Raw genomic sequence first — 17,932 nt, forward strand, 5'->3', positions numbered from 1 at the left:
AGCAAGGAGATCCATCCGTGAAGACCTTTGTGCGCCGTGGCCTCGCCGCCTCGGCCTCCATCGCTGCCGTTGTCGCGCTCGCCGTGGCCACCCCGACCAGCGCAGCCCCGACCGACACCAGCCAGCGCGCCGCCGAGGAAGCCTCCTCCGGGGCGACCCTGACCGGCAAGCAGCTCTCCCGCAAGGTGCTCGCGCTGCACCGCAAGGGCAAGACGGCCGTGCAGATCGATCGTGCCTTGGAGCCGTACGGCTTCTCGATCTCCCGGCCCGCGGCGTACGACGCCGAGCAACGCACCGTCGCTGCCCGCTCGGGCGGCGGTGACATGACCGTCTCGGCGCCGTTCATCGTCCATGACGAGGGGTCGCGCTGGTACTGGATGGCCAACTACCGGTGGAACAACAGTGACTTCAGCAACGACCAGACGTACTCGTGCCGCTTCTACGACCGTTGCAAGCTGCCCGGGAAGGACGCGTACGGCCTGTACTTCGACCGCAGGCAGGACATTCGAGGCTACTGGGCATCGTTCGGCCACAAGAGCACGTCGCTGCCCGACGCGCGGCTGCTCTCGCCGTGGGAGCGCAACCGCTTCGGTGTGGTGTTCAAGAAGCAGGACATCGTCTACCGCCCCTCGTCGCCGGACGACCTGAACATGTACTACGGCAACATCACGGTGCAGGTCCACGGCCGTCCGTGCGGCTCGAGCACGGCGTGGACGAAGTACGCGCACACCTGGGGCAACAAGGGGATCCCGAGCGTCTCCATCAACGCCGGGTTCATGTCGTTCAGCTTCAGCGGTGACGGCAAGAAGTGGCAGAAAATCAGCCAGCCGGGGGCGAACCGCCGCCGCTGCTGAGCCCTGTTCATACACGGCGTGAGTCCCCGGTCATCTGGGGGCTCACGCCGTCCTCTTTAGGTTCGAGCCAGTGCGGATGCGACGGGTCGCGGTGCGGATGCGACGGGTCGCGGTGCGGATGCGACGGGTCGCGGGACGGATGCGACGGGTCGGCGGATCAGGGGAGTTGGTCCTCGAGGAAGGCGGGGCGGGCGGCGTAGCGACCGAGGGCGAGCTGCGGGACCGAGAGCGCGGTCAGCAGCAGCAACGGCCAGGTCCAGCCGCCGGTGTGCTCGTAGATCGTGCCCACGGCGAACGGGCCGAGCGCGGCCAGCAGGTAGCCCACGGACTGGGTGAACCCGGACAGCGCCGCGGTGCCGGCGGGGGTCCGGGAGCGCAGCCCGATCAGGGTCAGGATCAGCGGGAACGTGGTGGCCCCGACGCCCACGAGCACCGCTGACAGCACCGCCAGGTCGTACGGCGCCACCAGCAGGCCGAGGTAGCCCACCGGGTAGCAGGCGATCACCACGGTGAGCAGCATGCGCTGGTCCTCGCGCCGGGCCGCCGCGGCCGGGAGCCAGAGCGACAACGGGATGCCCACCGCGGCGATGACGCCCACCAGCAGCCCGGCCTGCGTGGGGGAGTAGCCGCTGTCGCGCCACAGCTGGGCGAACCAGCCGAACGCGACGTAGGCCTGCAGCGACTGCAGGCCGAAGAACAGCGCCATGACGACGCCGATCCGGGTCCGGGCGACCTCGAGGAGGCCGATGCCGCGCGGCCGGTCACCCGTGTGCAGGTCGTGGGCGACCAGCCGCAGCCAGGGGAGCGCCGAGACCAGGGCGAGCACCGCCCACGAGCCCAGCCCCCAGCGCCAGCCGTCCGGTCCGCCGATCGAGGTCGCGATCGGGACGGTCAGCATCAGCGACGCCGTCAGGCCGATCGCAAGCGCGGTGACGTAGAGCGAGGTGACCCGACCGATCCGGTCCGGGAAGTGCAGCTTGACCAGCGAGGGCAGCAGCACGTTCGCGGTGGCCATCCCGGCCAGCGCCAGCATCGACAGCGCGAGGAACGGCGGCGAGCCGTCGACCAGGGACCGACCCCCGAGGCCGAGCACGACGCACAGGAGCGCCCCGAGCGTCACCCGGTGCACGCCCAGGGTGCGGGCCAGCCAGGTCGCCAGCGCGCCGACCACGGCGAACGCGAGCACCGGCAGCGACGTCAGCAGGCCCGCCGTCGGACCGGACATCGACAGCCCGGCCCGGACCTCCGCCAGGACCGGGCCGACGCTGACGGCGGCCGGTCGCAGGTTGAGCGCGAGCAGGACCAGCCCGACCAGGATTCCCCACCGGGCGACCGTGCGGCCGCCCGGGGGAGCGGTGTGATCGCTCAGTGGCTGCGGAGCTCCTCGCCCTCGACCGGGTGCCGGCCGTCGAACTGGTGACCGTCGGCGGAGTGGTCCAGGCCCGCCTCGATCTCGTGCGCGTGCTCGTCCTCGGCGTGGTGGTGGCCCTCGTCGAGCTCCTGGGCGGTCGGCTTCTGCACGTTGTGCCCGTACATCGCCTGCGAGAGTCGAGCACGCACCGCCGCGATCCGGCCGCCGGAGGCCGGCACGCCGTTCTCGTCGACGCCGGCCTCGACCTCGTGGACGGTGTCGCGGTCCCGCGCGGTGAGCGTGTACGCCGCCTCCGGCGAGATCGGCAGGTGACGCTCGGTGTAGCCGCCCTCCGCGGACCGCATGATGATCCCGGTCTCGTAGCCGTGCAGCAGCGTCTCGTTGTCCTGCCGCTGCAGCGAGATGCACCAGCGGCGGGTGAGCATGAACACCAGGATCGGGACCACGAACACCGCACCACGCATGAAGTAGGTGATGTGGTTCAGGTTCAGGTGGAAGATCACCGCGAGGATGTCGTTGCCGCCGGCCGCCCAGAGCAGACCGTAGAGCGTGATCATCGCCGCCAGGAACGCGGTCCGGGTCGGGGCGTTGCGCGGGCGCTGGAGCAGGTGGTGCTCACGCTTGTCGCCGGTCACCCAGGCCTCGAGGAACGGCCAGGCCAGCACCATCGCGAGCAGGATGATCGGCATCAGCTGGCCGGGGATGAAGACGTTCCAGGACAGGGTGACCCCGAAGATGCTGGTCTCCCAGCCGGGCATGATCCGCAGCAGGCCCTCGGCGATGCCCATGTACCAGTCCGGTTGGGAGCCGGCCGTCACCTGGGAGGGGTTGTAGGGCCCGTACTTCCACACCGGGTTGATGGACATCAGGCCGCCCATGAGAGCGGTGACGCCGAAGGTGATGAAGAAGAAGCCACCGGCCTTGGCGGCGTACACGGGGAGCATCGGGAAGCCGACGACGTTCTCCTCGGTGCGACCGGGCCCGGGCCACTGCGTGTGCTTGTGGTAGACGAGCAGCAGCATGTGGGCGGCGATCAGCGCCAGGATCAGCCCCGGGATCAGCAGGATGTGCGCCATGTAGAGCCGCGGGATGATGTCGTCGCCGGGGAACTCCCCGCCGAACATGAAGAACGACATGTACGTGCCGAGCACCGGGGTGGCCTTGACCAGCCCGTCGGCGATCCGCAGCCCGGTGCCGGAGAGCAGGTCGTCCGGGAGCGAGTAGCCGGCGAAGCCCTCGATGATGCCGAGCAGGATCAGCAGCCCGCCGATGATCCAGTTCAGCTCACGCGGCTTGCGGAAGGCGCCGGTCAGGAAGACCCGCATCATGTGCACGAGCATCGCGGCGATGAACAGCATCGCCGACCAGTGGTGCATCTGCCGCATCAGCAGGCCGCCACGGACGTCGAAGGAGATGTCCAGCGTGGAGGCGTACGCCTCGGACATGTGCAGGCCGCGGAGCTGGGCGTAGGAGCCCATGTACTCGACCTCGCCCATCGACGGCTTGAACCAGAAGGTGAGGAACACGCCGGTGATGAGCAGGATCACGAAGCTCCACAGCGCGATCTCGCCGAGCATGAACGACCAGTGGTCGGGGAAGATCTTGCGCAGGTTCTTCTTGGCCGCGGTGGCCAGCCCGAGGCGGTCGTCCGCCCAGGTGACGGCCGAGGCGCCCCTGGTCGGCTTCTTGGTGACCGCGGCGTTGGGGCCGTTGGTCTTGGCGACGCTCTCGCTCATGTTCAGCCACGCTCCCAGTAGCTCGGGCCCACGGGTTCACGGAAGTCGCTGACGGCGACCAGGTAGCCGTCCGGGCCCACCTCGATCGGCAGCTGGGGCAGCGCCCGGGCGGCCGGCCCGAACACCACGCGGCCCTTGTCGGCCAGGTCGAACGTCGACTGGTGGCACGGGCAGAGCAGGTGGTGGGTCTGCTGCTCCCAGAGGGAGATCGGGCAGCCCACGTGCGTGCAGATCTTGGAGTAGCAGACGATGCCCTCGACGCCCCAGTTGGAGGTCTCCTCGGTCACGTCCTCCGGCTCCATGCGGACGACGATCACGGCGGCCTTGCCCTTCTCCGCCAGCAACTCGACGCCCTCGAGGTACTCGATGCCCTCGCGCTCGCCGTCGTACGGCTCGACCAGGCCCTCGGGCTCGGCGTTCACGAGCCCGCCGATCTCCAGGTCCGAGGGGCGCAGCGGACGGCCGGTGACGTCGTTGACGATCCGGGCGCCGGGCGTCCAGAAGGTCTTCTCGAGCGTGTTCTTGATGTCGGGCAGCGGACCGAGGTCGCGCAGCGCGACGATGGCCGGCAGCCCGAGCATCGCCAGCGAGCCGAGCAGCGTGTTGCGGATCAGCGGCCGCCGGGCCAGCCCGGACTCCTCGAGGCCCTGCGACAGCGCGGCGAGGGTCTCGGAGCGGTCCTCGGGGGAGGAGGCGACCGGGTGCCGCGGCTCGGAGAGCTCGACGTCGGCCATGAGCTTGCGGGCCCACTGGATGACGCCGATGCCGATGCACAGCAGGGCCAGGCCCAGCGACAGGCCGAGGGTCAGGTTGGACGCGCCGATCCGGCCGAAGGTGTCGGGCGACTCGCCGACCTCGAAGCTGAAGTAGGCGACGCAAAACAGCACCGCGGAGATCATCGAGATCACGAAGAACGTGGCGACCTGACGCTCGGCCCGCTTGGCGGCTGCCTCGTCCACGTCGGTCGGCCGGGGGAGGTGCCGCTCCATGCCCGGGTTCGCGATGGGCTCCTCGACCCGGGCGGGGGCGTGCCCGCCCGGGTGCGCCCCGTCGGTGTGGCCGGTGGCCGGGAGGTTGTCCTGGTGGTCACTCACGCCGAGGTCTCCTGCCTCTTCGAACGGGCGCTGTGGGCGGCGATCCAGTAGGCGAAGCCCACGAGTGAGCCTATGCCGACCAGCCAAGCGAACATGCCCTCGCTGACCGGGCCGAGCCCGCCCATCTCGAAGCCGCCGTAGTCGGGGTTCTCCTTGGTGGACTCCAGGAACGCGATGATCGAGGCCTTGTCCTCGGGCCCGAGGACCGAGTCGGCGAAGACCGGCATCTGCTGGGGCCCGGTGATCATGGCCTCGTAGATGTGCTTCTCGGTGCTGTCGCGCAGCGGCAGGGCCACCTTGCCCTGCGGCATGGCGCCGCCGGAGCCCTCGAAGTTGTGGCAGGCCGAGCAGTTGGTCAGGAACAGCTGGCCGCCGTTGACGACCGCCTCGCGGCGCTCGTCCTCGGACAGCCCGTCGAGGGTGTACTCGGACTCCTCCGGGATCGCCGGCCCGGGGCCCAGGGAGGCGACGTACGCCGCCAGGGCCTCGGTCTCCTCGTCGGTGTAGGCCTTCTTCTTGACCGCGGCCTGCTGGCCGGGCTGCTGCATCGGCATCCGGCCGGTGCCGACCTGGAAGTCGACCGAGGCGGCGCCCACGCCGACCAGCGAGGGGCCGAGCTGGCCGTTGTCGGAGCGGACGCCCTCACCGTTCTGGCCGTGGCAGAAGGAGCACCCGACGAGGAAGAGCTCGCGGCCCTCCTGGATCAGCTGCTCGTCGGCCTGCGCGGTGGTCCGGCTGGCGTTGGCCGGCGAGAAGGCGGCGTACATGGTGCCGGTCAGCACGAGGCCGAGCAGCAGCACCAGCAACCCGGCGACCGGGCCCCGGCGACGGCGGGAGATGCGGCCGGCCAGGCCGTTGACGGAGCGGTTCAGGAGACGCAACGTGTTCAGTCCTCGGTCTCGGGGGTCACTTGATCAGGTAGATGGTCGCGAAGAGGCCGATCCAGACCACGTCGACGAAGTGCCAGTAGTACGACACGACGATGGCACTGACCGCCTGCTCGTGGGTGAAGCGACGGGCCAGATAGGTGCGTCCCAGGACGAACAGGAACGCGATCAGGCCGCCGGTCACGTGGATCCCGTGGAAGCCGGTGGTCAGGTAGAAGACCGTGCCGTAGGCGTTGGCGGGGATCGTGAGGCCCTCGGCGATCAGCTCGGCGTACTCGAGTGCCTGTCCGCCGATGAACACCGCACCCATGACGTAGGTGAGGATGAACCACTCGCGCAGGCCCCAGCCCTTGATCTTCAGCACCGAGCCGCTGCGGCTCACCTGGCCGCGCTCCGCGGCGAAGACGCCGAGCTGGCAGGTCACCGAGGACAGGACCAGGATCGTGGTGTTGACCGACGCGAACGGGATGTTGAGCAGCCCGGTCTCGCTCGCCCACAGCTCCGTGCTCTGCGCACGGATCGTGAAGTAGGCGGCGAACAGCGCCGCGAAGAACATCAGCTCGCTGGCCAGCCAGATGATGGTGCCCACGCTGACCATGCTGGGACGGTCGTGATGCCCGTGCAGACGGGACGCCGGAATCGCAGTTGCAGTCGCCACGAGCGCCATTATGTCCGCACCCACCCCCCGAGGGCGACCCGACCCCCGGTAGTGCCGACGTCATAAACTTCACACCGTGCTCGCCCCCCGCCTGAACGCCCTCCAGACCCTGCCCGAGTTCACCCTCGGCCGGGTCTTCTCGGACTGGACGATGGACCCGTTCCTGTTCGTCGCCGCCGTCTGGGTGACCGGCCTGTACGTCGTCGGGGTGCTGGCCATGCGGCGGCGCGGGGACCGATGGCCGCTCGGCCGGACGCTGGCGTTCTGCGTCGCGGGCATGGGCGGCTTCTTCTTCGCCACCTCGTCGGGGATCGGGGCCTACGACACCACGCTGCTGAGCGTGCACATGGTCCAGCACATGATCCTGTCGATGTGGGTCCCGCTGTTCCTGGCCCTCGGCGCCCCGGTGACGCTGGCGCTGCGCACCCTGCCGCCGGCGCCGCGTCGGTGGCTGCTGGCGGTGCTGCACTCCCGGGTCGCGACCGTGGTCGCCTTCCCGCCGCTCGCGTTCGCCCTGTACGTCGTCTCGCCGTGGGCGCTCTACTACTCCGGCTGGTACGACGCCTCGCTGGCGTCGCCGTTCGTGCACGAGATGATGCACGTCCACCTGGTGCTGGTCGGGACGCTCTTCTTCTGGCCCCTGATGGGCATCGACCCGGTGCCCGGACGCGTGGGCTACCCGTTCCGACTGCTGCTGGTGTTCCTGACATTGCCGTTCCACGCGTTCCTCGGGGTCACCGTGATGAGCCAGGACACGCTCATCGGCGGCGACCACTACCGGGCGCTGCGGGAGGGGCCGATGGGCTCCTGGCTGCCGGACGCCGCGGCCGACCAGGAGCTGGCCGGCGGGATCCTGTGGTCCTCCGGCGACCTGATCGGGCTGGTGTTCTTCGCGGTGCTCTTCACGCAGTGGGTGCGCTCGTCGATGAAGGAGGCCGAGCGGGAGGACCGCCGGCTGGACCTGATGGAGCGGAGATCGTCCACCGGGTGAGGCTCTCGACCCGCTCAGCCGGCGAGCGGCTCCACCCGAGGGGCGCGATACGATCTCGCTGTGAGCGACACCACCAGCCTCAAGGTCCTCGTCTACTCCGACGACGTCAACACCCGCCAGCAGGTGATCTCGGCCCTCGGCCGGCGGCCGCACCCGGATCTCCCGGAGCTCGAGTACGTCGAGGTGGCGACCGAGCCGGTCGTGCTGCAGCAGATGGACGCCGGGGGCATCGCCCTGGCGATCCTCGACGGTGAGGCCGTCCCGGCCGGCGGCATGGGGATCGCCAAGCAGCTGAAGGACGAGATCTTCCGGTGCCCGCCGGTCGTCGTCCTCACCGGCCGCCCGCAGGACGCGTGGCTGGCCACCTGGTCGCGGGCCGAGGCCGCGGTGCCGCACCCGATCGACCCGCTGCACCTGGCCGAGTCGGTCGTCTCGCTGCTCAGGTCGCGCGTCCCCGCGACGTCCTGAGTGCCTACGCTGGCCCCATGACCCACACCTGGCCCGACGTGCTCACCGGCCTGGTCGCGCGCCGGGACCTGACCGCGGAGGCGACCGCGTGGGCGATGGGGGAGATCCTGGCCGGCGAGGCGACCCCCGCCCAGATCGCCGGCTTCGCCGTCGCGCTGCGGGCCAAGGGGGAGACCGTCGAGGAGGTCAGCGGGCTGATCGACGCGATGTACGCCCAGGCCGCGCCGCTCGACGTACGCGGTCGCCTGCTCGACGTGGTCGGCACCGGTGGGGACCGGTCCATGTCGGTCAACATCTCGACGATGGCCGCGATCGTCGCGGCCGGCGCCGGTGCGCGGGTGGTCAAGCACGGCAACCGGTCGGCGTCCTCGAAGTCCGGATCCGCGGACGTGCTCGAGGCGCTCGGCGTGCGGCTCGACCTGACCCCGGCGCAGGTCGCCGCGGTCGTGGGCGAGGCCGGGATCACCTTCGCCTTCGCCCCGACCTTCCATGCCGCGCTGCGACACGCGGCGGTGCCGCGTCGCGAGCTGGGGATCGCCACCACGTTCAACCTGCTCGGTCCGCTCGCCAATCCGGCCCGGCCGGCCGCCCAGGCGATCGGCTGTGCCGACGCCGCGACCGCCGAGGTGCTCGCGGGGGTCTTCGCCCGGCGCGGCGTGGACGCGCTGGTCTTCCGCGGGGACGACGGTCTCGACGAGCTGACCACGACCACCACCTCGTCGGTGTGGACCGTGCACGACGGCGGTGTGGAGCCGGTGACGGTGGACCCTCGCGACTACGACCTGCCGCTGGCCACGGCCGACGACCTGCGCGGCGGCGACACCGCCCACAACGCGGACGTGGTGCGCCGCCTGCTGTTCGGCGAGACCGGACCGGTGCGGGACGCGGTGCTGCTCAACGCCGGCGCCGCGCTGGCGGTCTACGCCGGAGACGTCGCGGACGTGCGCTCGGCGATCGGGGACGGCATCGCCCGGGCCACGGAGGCGATCGACTCCGGCGCGGCGAAGGACTCGCTGGTCACCTGGGTGGCGGCCTGCGCCTCCGCGTGAGCCTCGCCGTGCCTCAGAGGTCGAGCACGTACCGGTCGCCCTCGCGGTGGAAGCCGAGCCGGTCGTAGTAGGCGTCGACCATTCGCGGGGAGGTCTCCACGCGGGTCAGGCCCTGCTCGCGCAGCAGTCCGCTCCTGCGCCACACGAACTCGCCGGGGGAGAAGTCCCGGAAGCGGGGGGTCACGTAGTCGAGGAGCACGCGGCCAGTCGTGCCGTCGCTCTCGAGGACCACCACCCCGACCGTCTCGTCGCCCTTCTGGACCAGGTACGCCGTGGTGCCGGCGACGGCGCCGCCGAAGTCGGGTTGGAAGCGGCGGATGTCGGCGCCGTGCTGGCGCAGGACGTACCTGAGGTAGATGTCCTCGGGGCGCACCTGCAGGACCTCGAACGCGGCCTCGTCGTGGCGGTCCCGCAGGAGCGCGACGATGAACCACAGGTTGATGACGAACAGGGCCAGGTTCATCGCCACCATCGGCCACACGCCGAGGGCGGCGTTGAAGATCGTGAGCAGCACGCTGGCGATGCTGTTGAGCACGCGGAGCCGCAGCACCCGCGCCTGGAGGAGGGAGAAGATCAGCAGGGCGCTGCCGCCCCAGCCGAGGAGATCGAGCCAAGTCACCGGCGAAGGCTACAAGGGGGGCCGCCGCCGCCCCAATCGCGGAGGCCCCCGTCGAGGCCTCAGGCGAGGCCCAGTCGCGGCGTCAGTCGAGGCCCAGCGAGAACGCCGACTCGAGGTCGTGGCTGGAGTAGGCCCGGAACGCGATGTGGGTCTCGGTCGAGGTGACCCCGGCGACCTTGTTGAGCCGGTCGGCGACCACGGCGGCGACGTCGTCGTGGCTGCGCACCCGGATCATCGCCACGAGGTCGATCTGACCGGTGACCGAGTACACCTCGCTCACCCCGTCCAGCGCGGCGATCGACTCGGCGACCTCGGGGATCCGGTCGACCTCGGCCTTGACGAACACGATGGCGGTGATCACGGGGACCACGCTAGCGGGTCGGCTGGTGCACCGGGGCGAGGCTGCGCCGGTCGTCGAAGGGGACGAGCGAGGTGCGGGACTCCGCGGCCGCGTCGTGCAGGGCGAGGTGGCGTCGGGCGCCGCCCACCGGGCAGGTCCACTCGCCGGTCACGTCCACCAGCCGCACGCCCTCGGACTCCAGCCACCGCAGCACCTTCTCGGTCTCCTCGGCCGTGGCCGCCGGCACCGGCCCCGGGGCCGGCAGCACGGTCTCGGCGGAGGCGCGCAGCTGTGCGACGTACTCGTGCGCGTCGGCACCCGGCGGGATGACGCCCGCCGCGGCGAGCCGGCCGTGCCGCACGACGTGGACCGCCCAGCGGCCGTCGTCCTCGCGCCGCGCCGCCACCACCTCGGGGCACCGGGTCAGCGCCGAGAGCCGCTGGGTCCGGGCCGCGGCGCGGATGAACGCGGCCAGCCGGTCCCGGTGCACACCGGCCTCCTCGAAGCGCTCGTCGGCGGCCAGGCCGGCCATCCGGAGGTTGATCGTCTCGACCACCTCGTCCGGACGACGCAGCAGGCTGTCGCGCAGCCGGGCGACCACGGCGGCGTACGTCGCGGCGTCGGTGCTGCCGTCGCAGGGGGACAGGCAGCGCCCCATCTCGGCGAGCACGCACGGCGAGCGCGATGGCTCGCGGGCGAGCCGGTCCGAGCACTGACGCACCGGGAAGGTGTCGTGCAGGGCGGCCAGGCAGCGCTCGGCGGCCTTCCGGGACGAGAACGGGCCGAGGTAGTCGGCGTCGTCGTCGAGCACCCGGCGGACCAGGGAGAGTCGCGGCCACGGCTCCCGGGTGAGCTTGAGGAAGTGCACCTTCTCGGGGAAGCGGGAGCGCCGGTTGTACTTCGGCTTGTGCTCGGCGATCAGCCGCAGCTCGCGGACCTGGGCCTCCAGCGGGGTGGCGCACTCGAGGCCGGTGACGGTCTCGGCCAGGCGCACCATCTCGCCCATGCGGGAGCGGGTCTCGGAGGCGGTGAAGTAGGTGCGGACCCGGGTGCGCAGGTCGCGTGAGGTGCCCACGTAGAGGACCCGTGACCGCTCGTCGCGGAACAGGTAGACGCCCGGGGCGTGGGGGAGCGGCTCGGCCAGGTGTCGCTTGCGACGCTGGGCGGCGCTGACCTTGGCAGAGAAGGTCTGCAGCTCCTCGAGCGTGTGCACCCCGAGGCCGCCCAGTCGCCCCAGCAGGCCGTGCAGCACGTCGACGGTCGCGCGGGCGTCGGACAGAGCCCGGTGGTTGGGGGTGGTGGTGGCTCCGAAGAGCACGGCCAGCGAGGACAGCTTGCAGTTGGGCGCGTCGTCGCGGGTGATCACCCGGCGGGCCAGCCGGGCGGTGTCCACGACCTCGAACCGCGGCCACGGACGAGCCTGCTCGGCCGCGAAGTGCTGCAGGAAGCCGACGTCGAAGGGGGCGTTGTGGGCGACCAGCACGGTGCCCTGAGCGAACTCGAGGAAGGCAGGCAGCGCCGACTCGATGGGCGGGGCGTCGGCCACCATCGAGTTGGTGATCCCGGTCAGGACGGCGATGAACGCCGGGATCCGGGTGTGCGGGTTGACCAGCGTCTGGAACTCGCCCAGGACCTCGCCGCCCCGGACCTTGACCGCGCCGATCTCGGTGATCATCGAGCCCGCCCTGGCCGAGCCGCCGGTGGTCTCGAGGTCGACGACGCAGAACGTCAGGTCGCGCAGGGGACGGCCGAGCTCGTCGAAGCTGCGCTGTGCCTCCCACCGGGAGGGCGCAGCAGGGGCGGGGTCGTTCATGTGATCGACGCTAGAGCGGACCACTGACACATCCTGGGACGCCGCGCGGCACGGCACGTGGGGCCCGACGGAACGCCGGTGTCGGTGCGGTGTCGGTGCCGGGTGCGAGGGTGCTCAGCGCCGAGGGATCCACTCCGGCCCGACGAGAGGAACGTGCGGATGAGCGTGCGAATCGACTGTGACACCTGCGTGGTGCGCGGCCTGGCCTGTCACGACTGCGTGGTGACGGTGCTGCTCGGACCGCCACCCGAGCTGGCGTTCGACGACGACGAGTGTCGCGCGCTGGACGTGCTGGCGGACTCCGGCATGGTGCCCCCGCTGCGGATGGTCACCCCGGTCTCCGGCCCGGACATCGAGTCGGCCTGACCCTCGGCCAGCCTGCCGAAGAGCGGGTAGAGCGAGAGGCAGATGACGGCGAAGGCAGCGAACGGGAGGGTCCCGTCCGGCATCAGGACCAGGATGGACAGGTGCAGGCCCACGCCGGCCGCCACGCCCAGCCGTCGGGTCCGTCGGAACCACAGCGCGAACGCCAGGAACAGCTCCGTGCCCACGGCACCCACGGCGAGTCCCTGGTGGAGCTCGATGGGCAGGTCGAGCCGCAGCCACTGGGCGAACGGCTCGCCGCTGAGGAACCCCTCGTTCAACTTGCTCGCCCCGGCGAACAGGTAGCAGAGGGAGAGCTGGGTCATCAGCAGCATCGGCGCCCAGGCCGCTGCCGGGCCGCAGTGGCGGACCCGGCGTACCGCCAGGGCACGGTCGGGGGCGGACAGCGCCAACCACGGGAGCAGGCTGGTGAGCAGCCACGCATGGTGGCTGTAGGCCTGCTGGTCCCAGAGGAGCAGGGCGACGTTGAGCAGGGTCGCCGCCCAGGCCGCGGGACGCGCGAACAGGCCGACCGCAAGACAGATCCCGGCCAGGACCATGAGACCGGTGACCGCGAGGACGGTCGGGATCGTCGGGTCGGGGACGCCGGGCAGCACCGGGAGCCGGACCGCGCCGTGCGCGATCCGGGAGAGGACGACCGCCATCTCGAGCGCGAACAGGACGGTGCCGACGCCGAGCCCGATCCGCGCGAGGGCCAGCGGGCGCGCCAGGTCACCCGTCAGGGCCGGCATGTCAGGCTCCGCTCGCCCTCACCGTCGCGGACGCGGACCTCGGCCGCCTCGGGGAAGCGATCGCACAGGTACTCGGGCAGGGGGCCCGTCCAGTCGATCTCCGGGCGCAGTCGCGCGACGGCGACCCGGTCCGGCTCCAGCTCGGCCCCGGAGGCGTCGTACAGGTCGAACTCGACCGGGTTCAGATCGGTGTACATGTGGAAGCCGAACCGGGACGGGATCGGATCTCCGACCGTGACGGCCAGGGGCACCGCGATCTGCACGGCCAGCGCGACCAGGACCCAGGCGGGCACGCGTCGCGCGGATGCCAGGCGGGTCTCGACGCTCATGGGACCAGCATGGTCGGTCCGGAGGGCATCTGTCAGCGAAAGCGCGCTCCCGCCGCCGGCGTCGGTCAGCCGAGGATGCGCAGTGTGGCCGCGTAGAGCACGAGCACGGCGGCCACGACGATCAGGCTCTTGAGCATCAGCTCGACGTTCCTGGTGTTCACCCCACGAGTGTCCGCGACCGAGGTGGCGGGCCGGAAGGGCGGGCGACCCCAGAGTGCGGGACTGGTGGGTGAGGGCCGGCTCGGGCTGGGGTTGGTGCTGGTGTGACGGATGGGATTGATGTGACCAGACGTGGCCGGAGTGTCCGAAAACACGTGTCAACACGGGTGCCGTTCGTTTGCCGCTGCGACGATGCGCGATTAGTCTCTGGGGCTGGTGCCCGCACAAGCAGGTCAGACCGGACCGGCTCGGGTGCCGCGCTCAATCCGTACGGCCGGCTGAGGGGAGTCGGGTGGCACGGAGCCGGGGAACCAATCTTCCTTGGGGTGAATCACGCGCGAGCGGGCCGACCGGCTCTGCCCGGGCGAGTAGGGCTCCTTTGTGTCCGAACCCGTCAGCTCACCCGGTAGGCGTCGAACAAAGAGGGAGAACCTCCGCTCGTGCTCCACGGCCGGAAGCGATTCATCGCCGCACTCACGGGCGTCGCCGCCATCGTCGGCGTCAGCCTCGTCCCCACCACCCCCACCTACGCGGACCCCGACGTCGACGAGGTCCAGGCCCGGGTCGACACGCTGTACCACAAGGCGGAGGTCGCCCAGGAGCGCTACCACGACGCCAAGCTCCAGCTCGACGACCTGCGCGCCGACCTGCGGGCCCTCGAGGCCGACCAGGCTGCCCAGCAGGAGCGCGTCGACCGGATGCAGTCCGCGGTCGACCAGGCGATCGCCGCCCAGTACGAGGGCGAGGGCCTCTCGGCCACCGGCCAGCTGGTGCTCTCCGAGGACCCCGACCAGTTCCTCTCCGAGCTGACCACGCTCTCGGCGTACAACGACGTCCAGGCGCAGGTCGTCGACGACTACAGCCGTGAGGCCGACGCCCTCGAGATCCGCCGCGAGGCGGCCCGGGACCGGGCCAAGGAGCTCGCGGCCACCGAGCAGGCGCTCGCCGAGCAGAAGGCCGTGGTCGAGGAGAACCTCGCCGAGGCCAAGGAGCTCCTGGGTGACCTGAAGGCCGAGGAGCGCGCCGAGATGGCCGCGGCCAGCCGCAGCAGCGCCCCCCGGCTGCCGGCGAACGTCCCGGTCTCCGGCCGTGCGGCTGCGGCCGTCAACTACGCGCTCGCCCAGGTCGGCGACGCCTACGTGTACGGCGCAGCCGGCCCGAACGCCTTCGACTGCTCCGGCCTGACGATGATGGCCTGGGCCCAGGCCGGGGTCAGCCTGCCGCACTCCTCCGGCGCGCAGCAGAGCTCCGGCGCCCGGGTGTCCTCGGACGCCCTCCAGCCCGGCGACCTGGTGTTCTACTACAGCCCGGTCAGCCACGTGGGCATCTACATCGGCGGCGGCCGGATCGTGCACGCCGCCAACCCGAGCACCGGTGTCCAGGTGACCGGCGTCTTCTCGATGCCCTACTCGGGCGCGGTCCGACCCGGCTGATCCCGCTGAGCAACGAACAGCCTGCCGAGGCAGGCGCGGCCGGTCGTCCACCTCGGTGGGCGGCCGGCCTTTCGCTCGCCCTGGTGGCGGTGCTGGCGGTCGTGCTGACCCTCGTCCTGGTGCGGGACGGGGAGCCGGACCGCCCGGCCGACCAGGCAGGCCCGACCGGCGAGCCGCAGGTGACCCAGCCGCGGCCCGACCTCGCGACCCGGCTGCTGGCCGACCTCGAGACGGCGGTCGCGGACGGGGACGGCGAGGCCGCCGCCGCACTGGCCGACCCCGACGACGCCGACGCGGTGGATCGGGCCCGCGCGATCGCGGAGAACGGCCGGCGGCTGCGGGTCGACGACTTCACCCTGCGCTACGTGGACGACGACCCCGGTGCCGGGGCCGGCCTCCCGCAGGGCCAGTGGGCCGCGGCCGTGGAGGCCACCTGGCGCTTCGCGGGAGCCGATCCCGAGCCGGCGCGTGCCGAGGTCACGGTCACCTTCAGCGGCGACGACGACGGCGAGAGCGAGGAGGCCGGGCTGGTGGCCGTGGGCGGCGGCGATCGGCGCACCCCGCTCTGGCTCGCGGAGCCGGTCGTCGTCCGGCGCTCGCCCGGCACGCTGGTGCTGGTCGCCGAGGGCCCCGGTCGGGTGGACGACTACGACCGGTACGCGCGACGCGCGGTCCGGACCGTGCGCAGGGTGCTCCCGGGCTGGCAGGAGACCCTGGTCGTCGAGGTGCCGCGGACCGCCGAGGCGCTCGATGCCGCCCTCGACGTGGAGCCGGGGGAGTACGCCAGCATCGCGGCCGTCACCGCCACCGTCGACGGCTCGGTGGATCCTGGTGCACCCGTGCACGTGTTCGTGAACCCCGAGGTCCTCGGAAACCTGCGCGAGCAGGGCGCCCAGGTGGTCATGAGCCACGAGGCGGCCCACGTGGCCTCCGGCGCGGCCACGGCGCGCACCCCGCTCTGGCTGTTGGAGGGGTTCGCCGACTACGTCGCGCTGCGCGACGTGGACCTTCCCCTGTCGGTGACCGCGGGCCAGGTGGCCGCGCAGGTCCGGGACGAGGGGGCTCCCGAGGCGCTGCCCGGCAAGGACGAGTTCGACACCCGGACCACCCACCTCGGGGCCGCCTACGAGGCGGCCTGGCTGGCCTGCCGGGTGCTCGCCGAGGCGGCCGGGGAGCAGGCCCTGGTGGAGATCAACCGACGAGCCGCCCGCGGCGACGACGTGGACCGGCTCCTGCGCGAGGTGGCCGGACTCGACGAGGCGGAGCTGACCCGACGCTGGCGGCGTGAGCTGATCGGGATCGCCCGGGGGCAGGTCGCATGAGGGGTCCGGCGGCCGGCGTGGGCGGTCGCCGCGTGGCCTGGGCGATGGTCCTGCTCGGTGGCGCGGCCTTCGTCGCGCTCGCGGTCCTGCTGGTCCCGTGGCAGCCGGTGCCCGGCGGACGACCACCCCCGGTCGCCGACACCGACGTGCTCACCGCCGGCGAGCTCGCCCGCGCCGAGGAGTTCGTGCGCACCGCCCGGCTCCTGGGCTGGTCGTCGCTCGCGGTGTCACTGGCGGTCTCCGCCCTCCTGGGCTTCACGTCCCTGGGCACCCGACTGCTCGGCCGGCTCCGGCTGCCCTGGCCGCTCACCGTGGTGGGCCTGGTCGCCGGGGTGCTACTCCTCGGCCGGCTCGCCACGCTGCCGCTGGGGCTGCTGAACCACCGGCACCGGGTGGGTGCCGGGCTGAGCACCCAGTCCACGGGGGCGTGGCTGGTCGACGTGGCCAAGGGGGTCGGGCTCGGCATCGTGGTGACCTCGATCGCCCTGCTGGTGCTGGTCGGCTGCGCGCGTCGTTGGCGCACCTGGTGGCCGGCCGTGGCCGGTGCCCTCGCGGCCGGCCTCGTGGTCGTCGGGTCCTTCGTCTACCCGGTCCTCGTGGAGCCGCTCTTCAACGACTTCACGCCGCTCGAGGACGGCCCCCTGCGCGAGCAGATCCTGGGCGTCGCCGAGGCTGAGGAGGTCGTCGTCGACGACGTGCTGGTCGCCGACGCGTCCCGGCGCACGACGACCCTCAACGCCTACGTCTCCGGCTTCGGCTCCACCCGGCGGGTGGTCGTCTACGACACCCTGCTCGAGTCCCAGCCCGACGACCAGATCGTGTCCGTGGTGGCGCACGAGCTGGCGCACGCGTCGTACGACGACGTGGTGACCGGCACCCTCCTGGGTGCCGCCGGCTCGGTGGCCGGGGTCGGCCTGCTGGCGCTGGTGCTGGGCAGCGCGCGAGTACGCCGCCGGGCCGGGGTCCGCGGAGCCTCGGACCCGAGGGTGGTGGCGCTGGTCCTGGCGCTGGCGGCGGTCGGCGGCGTCGCCTCGAGCCCGGTGCAGAGCACGATCAGCCGTCAGATCGAGGCCCGGGCGGACGTGGCGGCGCTGACGGCCACGGGCGACGCGGCGGCCTTCGTGGAGCTGCAGCGGGCGTTGTGCCGGCGCTCCCTGTGCGACCCGACGCCACCGGCGTGGTCGCAGCTGTGGTTCGGCAGCCACCCGACCGCCGTGGAGCGGGTGGCGCTGGCGCGGCGGATCAGCAGACGCTGACCCAGCACGCGCGGGCGAACAGGTCGACGACGTCCTGCCCGAGGAATCCCACGACGACGATGACCACGGCGGCGATGGCGGCGATCATGAGGCCGTACTCGACGGCCGACGCTCCTCGCTCATCACGAAGCTTCTCGGACTCCTGCATGCTCCCCACCATCATCCTCTTTGACGGCGCTGTGGCCGCGGACCGAGCGGTCCGCGGCCACAGCGTGTTGGCTGCCTGGATCAGGCCTGGTCGCCGTTGATGTTGTCCTCGACGGTGTTGAAGCCGCCCAGGACGTCCTGGCCGAGGAAGCCCACCACGAGGATGATCACCGCGGCGATCAGGGCCACGAGCAGGCCGTACTCGACGGCGGTGGCGCCGTTCTCGGACTTGGTCTTGCCGGCCAGCATGATCTTGACGAACTCGAGCATTGTTTTCTCCTCTGAAGTGA

Annotated in this window: 19 protein-coding genes and 1 riboswitch; of the genes, 7 read left to right on the forward strand and 12 right to left on the reverse strand. The window is 71.7% G+C overall.

Annotation, left to right across the window (positions count from 1 at the left end):
• Positions 1-17 precede the first annotated feature (17 nt).
• Positions 18-854, forward strand: coding sequence for a hypothetical protein (locus IE331_RS05795; protein ID WP_192141321.1), 837 nt, complete (start codon positions 18-20; stop codon positions 852-854).
• A gap of 157 nt (positions 855-1,011) precedes the next feature.
• On the opposite strand, the gene IE331_RS05800 is transcribed toward IE331_RS05795, so the two are convergent.
• From IE331_RS05800 to ctaE, 5 genes are read right to left on the reverse strand one after another with little or no spacing between them, the layout of a single operon-like run.
• Positions 1,012-2,223, reverse strand: a complete 1,212-nt coding sequence (locus IE331_RS05800) for an MFS transporter (RefSeq protein WP_404821738.1) — start codon at positions 2,221-2,223, stop codon at positions 1,012-1,014.
• Positions 2,220-3,962: a cytochrome bc1 complex cytochrome b subunit gene (gene qcrB, locus IE331_RS05805; protein WP_192141326.1), complete on the reverse strand. Its 1,743-nt coding sequence runs from the start codon at positions 3,960-3,962 to the stop codon at positions 2,220-2,222. The genes IE331_RS05800 and qcrB overlap by 4 nt, the downstream gene beginning before the upstream one ends.
• 2 nt (positions 3,963-3,964) lie before the next feature.
• A complete protein-coding gene (gene qcrA / locus IE331_RS05810) occupies positions 3,965-5,056 on the reverse strand; it encodes a cytochrome bc1 complex Rieske iron-sulfur subunit (protein WP_201931159.1) in 1,092 nt (363 codons plus the stop codon).
• Entirely contained in the window at positions 5,053-5,937 is an 885-nt protein-coding gene (qcrC, locus tag IE331_RS05815) for a cytochrome bc1 complex diheme cytochrome c subunit (RefSeq protein ID WP_404821734.1), read from the reverse strand. The genes qcrA and qcrC overlap by 4 nt, the downstream gene beginning before the upstream one ends.
• 25 nt (positions 5,938-5,962) lie before the next feature.
• Positions 5,963-6,610: an aa3-type cytochrome oxidase subunit III gene (gene ctaE, locus IE331_RS05820; protein ID WP_192141328.1), complete on the reverse strand. Its 648-nt coding sequence runs from the start codon at positions 6,608-6,610 to the stop codon at positions 5,963-5,965.
• 67 nt (positions 6,611-6,677) lie between these two features.
• Between ctaE and IE331_RS05825 the strand changes: the two genes are divergently transcribed.
• From IE331_RS05825 to trpD, 3 genes are read left to right on the forward strand one after another with little or no spacing between them, the layout of a single operon-like run.
• On the forward strand, positions 6,678-7,592 hold the full coding sequence (locus tag IE331_RS05825) for a cytochrome c oxidase assembly protein (RefSeq protein ID WP_201931161.1): 915 nt from the start codon (positions 6,678-6,680) through the stop codon (positions 7,590-7,592).
• A gap of 60 nt (positions 7,593-7,652) precedes the next feature.
• Positions 7,653-8,060 carry an Rv3143 family two-component system response regulator gene (locus tag IE331_RS05830; protein ID WP_192141330.1) on the forward strand — a complete coding sequence of 136 codons (408 nt, stop codon included), beginning with the start codon at positions 7,653-7,655 and terminating at the stop codon, positions 8,058-8,060.
• A 17-nt stretch (positions 8,061-8,077) separates the two neighbouring features.
• The gene (gene trpD / locus IE331_RS05835) at positions 8,078-9,109 is read left to right on the forward strand and encodes an anthranilate phosphoribosyltransferase (RefSeq protein ID WP_192141332.1); all 1,032 of its coding nucleotides are present in this window, start codon (positions 8,078-8,080) and stop codon (positions 9,107-9,109) included.
• A gap of 13 nt (positions 9,110-9,122) precedes the next feature.
• On the opposite strand, the gene IE331_RS05840 is transcribed toward trpD, so the two are convergent.
• From IE331_RS05840 to IE331_RS05860, 5 genes are all read right to left on the reverse strand, one after another.
• On the reverse strand, positions 9,123-9,728 hold the full coding sequence (locus tag IE331_RS05840; RefSeq protein WP_192141334.1) for a hypothetical protein: 606 nt from the start codon (positions 9,726-9,728) through the stop codon (positions 9,123-9,125).
• Positions 9,729-9,810: 82 nt separating this feature from the next.
• Positions 9,811-10,089, reverse strand: a complete 279-nt coding sequence (locus IE331_RS05845; RefSeq protein WP_192141336.1) for an Lrp/AsnC family transcriptional regulator — start codon at positions 10,087-10,089, stop codon at positions 9,811-9,813.
• A gap of 10 nt (positions 10,090-10,099) precedes the next feature.
• Positions 10,100-11,881, reverse strand: coding sequence for a DEDD exonuclease domain-containing protein (locus IE331_RS05850; protein ID WP_192141338.1), 1,782 nt, complete (start codon positions 11,879-11,881; stop codon positions 10,100-10,102).
• Between the two features lie 209 nt (positions 11,882-12,090).
• Positions 12,091-12,996, reverse strand: coding sequence for an HTTM domain-containing protein (locus IE331_RS05855; protein WP_192141340.1), 906 nt, complete (start codon positions 12,994-12,996; stop codon positions 12,091-12,093).
• Positions 12,984-13,325 carry a hypothetical protein gene (locus IE331_RS05860; RefSeq protein WP_192141342.1) on the reverse strand — a complete coding sequence of 114 codons (342 nt, stop codon included), beginning with the start codon at positions 13,323-13,325 and terminating at the stop codon, positions 12,984-12,986. The genes IE331_RS05855 and IE331_RS05860 overlap by 13 nt, the downstream gene beginning before the upstream one ends.
• A 421-nt stretch (positions 13,326-13,746) precedes the next feature.
• A riboswitch (cyclic di-AMP (ydaO/yuaA leader) is annotated at positions 13,747-13,912 on the forward strand.
• Positions 13,913-13,924: 12 nt separating this feature from the next.
• On the opposite strand from IE331_RS05860, the gene IE331_RS16925 reads away from it, so the two are divergent.
• The 3 genes from IE331_RS16925 to IE331_RS05875 all read left to right on the forward strand — a co-directional run bounded on the left by IE331_RS16925 (position 13,925) and on the right by IE331_RS05875 (position 17,495).
• On the forward strand, positions 13,925-14,917 hold the full coding sequence (locus IE331_RS16925) for a C40 family peptidase (RefSeq protein ID WP_192141344.1): 993 nt from the start codon (positions 13,925-13,927) through the stop codon (positions 14,915-14,917).
• 83 nt (positions 14,918-15,000) lie between these two features.
• Positions 15,001-16,239, forward strand: coding sequence for a hypothetical protein (locus IE331_RS05870; RefSeq protein ID WP_192141346.1), 1,239 nt, complete (start codon positions 15,001-15,003; stop codon positions 16,237-16,239).
• Entirely contained in the window at positions 16,236-17,495 is a 1,260-nt protein-coding gene (locus IE331_RS05875) for a M48 family metalloprotease (protein WP_192141348.1), read from the forward strand. The genes IE331_RS05870 and IE331_RS05875 overlap by 4 nt, the downstream gene beginning before the upstream one ends.
• Here the strand turns inward: IE331_RS05875 and IE331_RS05880 are convergent.
• On the reverse strand, positions 17,482-17,643 hold the full coding sequence (locus IE331_RS05880) for a Flp family type IVb pilin (RefSeq protein ID WP_201931163.1): 162 nt from the start codon (positions 17,641-17,643) through the stop codon (positions 17,482-17,484). The genes IE331_RS05875 and IE331_RS05880 overlap by 14 nt on opposite strands.
• An 80-nt stretch (positions 17,644-17,723) precedes the next feature.
• Positions 17,724-17,912 (reverse strand): Flp family type IVb pilin, encoded by a 189-nt coding sequence (locus tag IE331_RS05885; protein WP_192141353.1) that lies wholly within the window; start codon positions 17,910-17,912, stop codon positions 17,724-17,726.
• Positions 17,913-17,932 lie beyond the last annotated feature (20 nt).

Source organism: Nocardioides donggukensis (genome assembly GCF_014842875.1).
Classification (GTDB): domain Bacteria; phylum Actinomycetota; class Actinomycetes; order Propionibacteriales; family Nocardioidaceae; genus Nocardioides; species Nocardioides donggukensis.

Bases quoted from the DNA above. Each gene is read 5' to 3' on its own strand.
- IE331_RS05855 (WP_192141340.1), bottom strand. From the start codon at position 12,996: ATGCCGGCCCTGACGGGTGACCTGGCGCGCCCGCTGGCCCTCGCGCGG.
- IE331_RS05860 (WP_192141342.1), bottom strand. From the start codon at position 13,325: ATGAGCGTCGAGACCCGCCTGGCATCCGCGCGACGCGTGCCCGCCTGG.
- IE331_RS05885 (WP_192141353.1), bottom strand. From the start codon at position 17,912: ATGCTCGAGTTCGTCAAGATCATGCTGGCCGGCAAGACCAAGTCCGAG.
- ctaE (WP_192141328.1), bottom strand. From the start codon at position 6,610: ATGGCGCTCGTGGCGACTGCAACTGCGATTCCGGCGTCCCGTCTGCAC.
- qcrB (WP_192141326.1), bottom strand. From the start codon at position 3,962: ATGAGCGAGAGCGTCGCCAAGACCAACGGCCCCAACGCCGCGGTCACC.
- IE331_RS05875 (WP_192141348.1), top strand. From the start codon at position 16,236: ATGAGGGGTCCGGCGGCCGGCGTGGGCGGTCGCCGCGTGGCCTGGGCG.
- IE331_RS05850 (WP_192141338.1), bottom strand. From the start codon at position 11,881: ATGAACGACCCCGCCCCTGCTGCGCCCTCCCGGTGGGAGGCACAGCGC.
- trpD (WP_192141332.1), top strand. From the start codon at position 8,078: ATGACCCACACCTGGCCCGACGTGCTCACCGGCCTGGTCGCGCGCCGG.
- IE331_RS05880 (WP_201931163.1), bottom strand. From the start codon at position 17,643: ATGCAGGAGTCCGAGAAGCTTCGTGATGAGCGAGGAGCGTCGGCCGTC.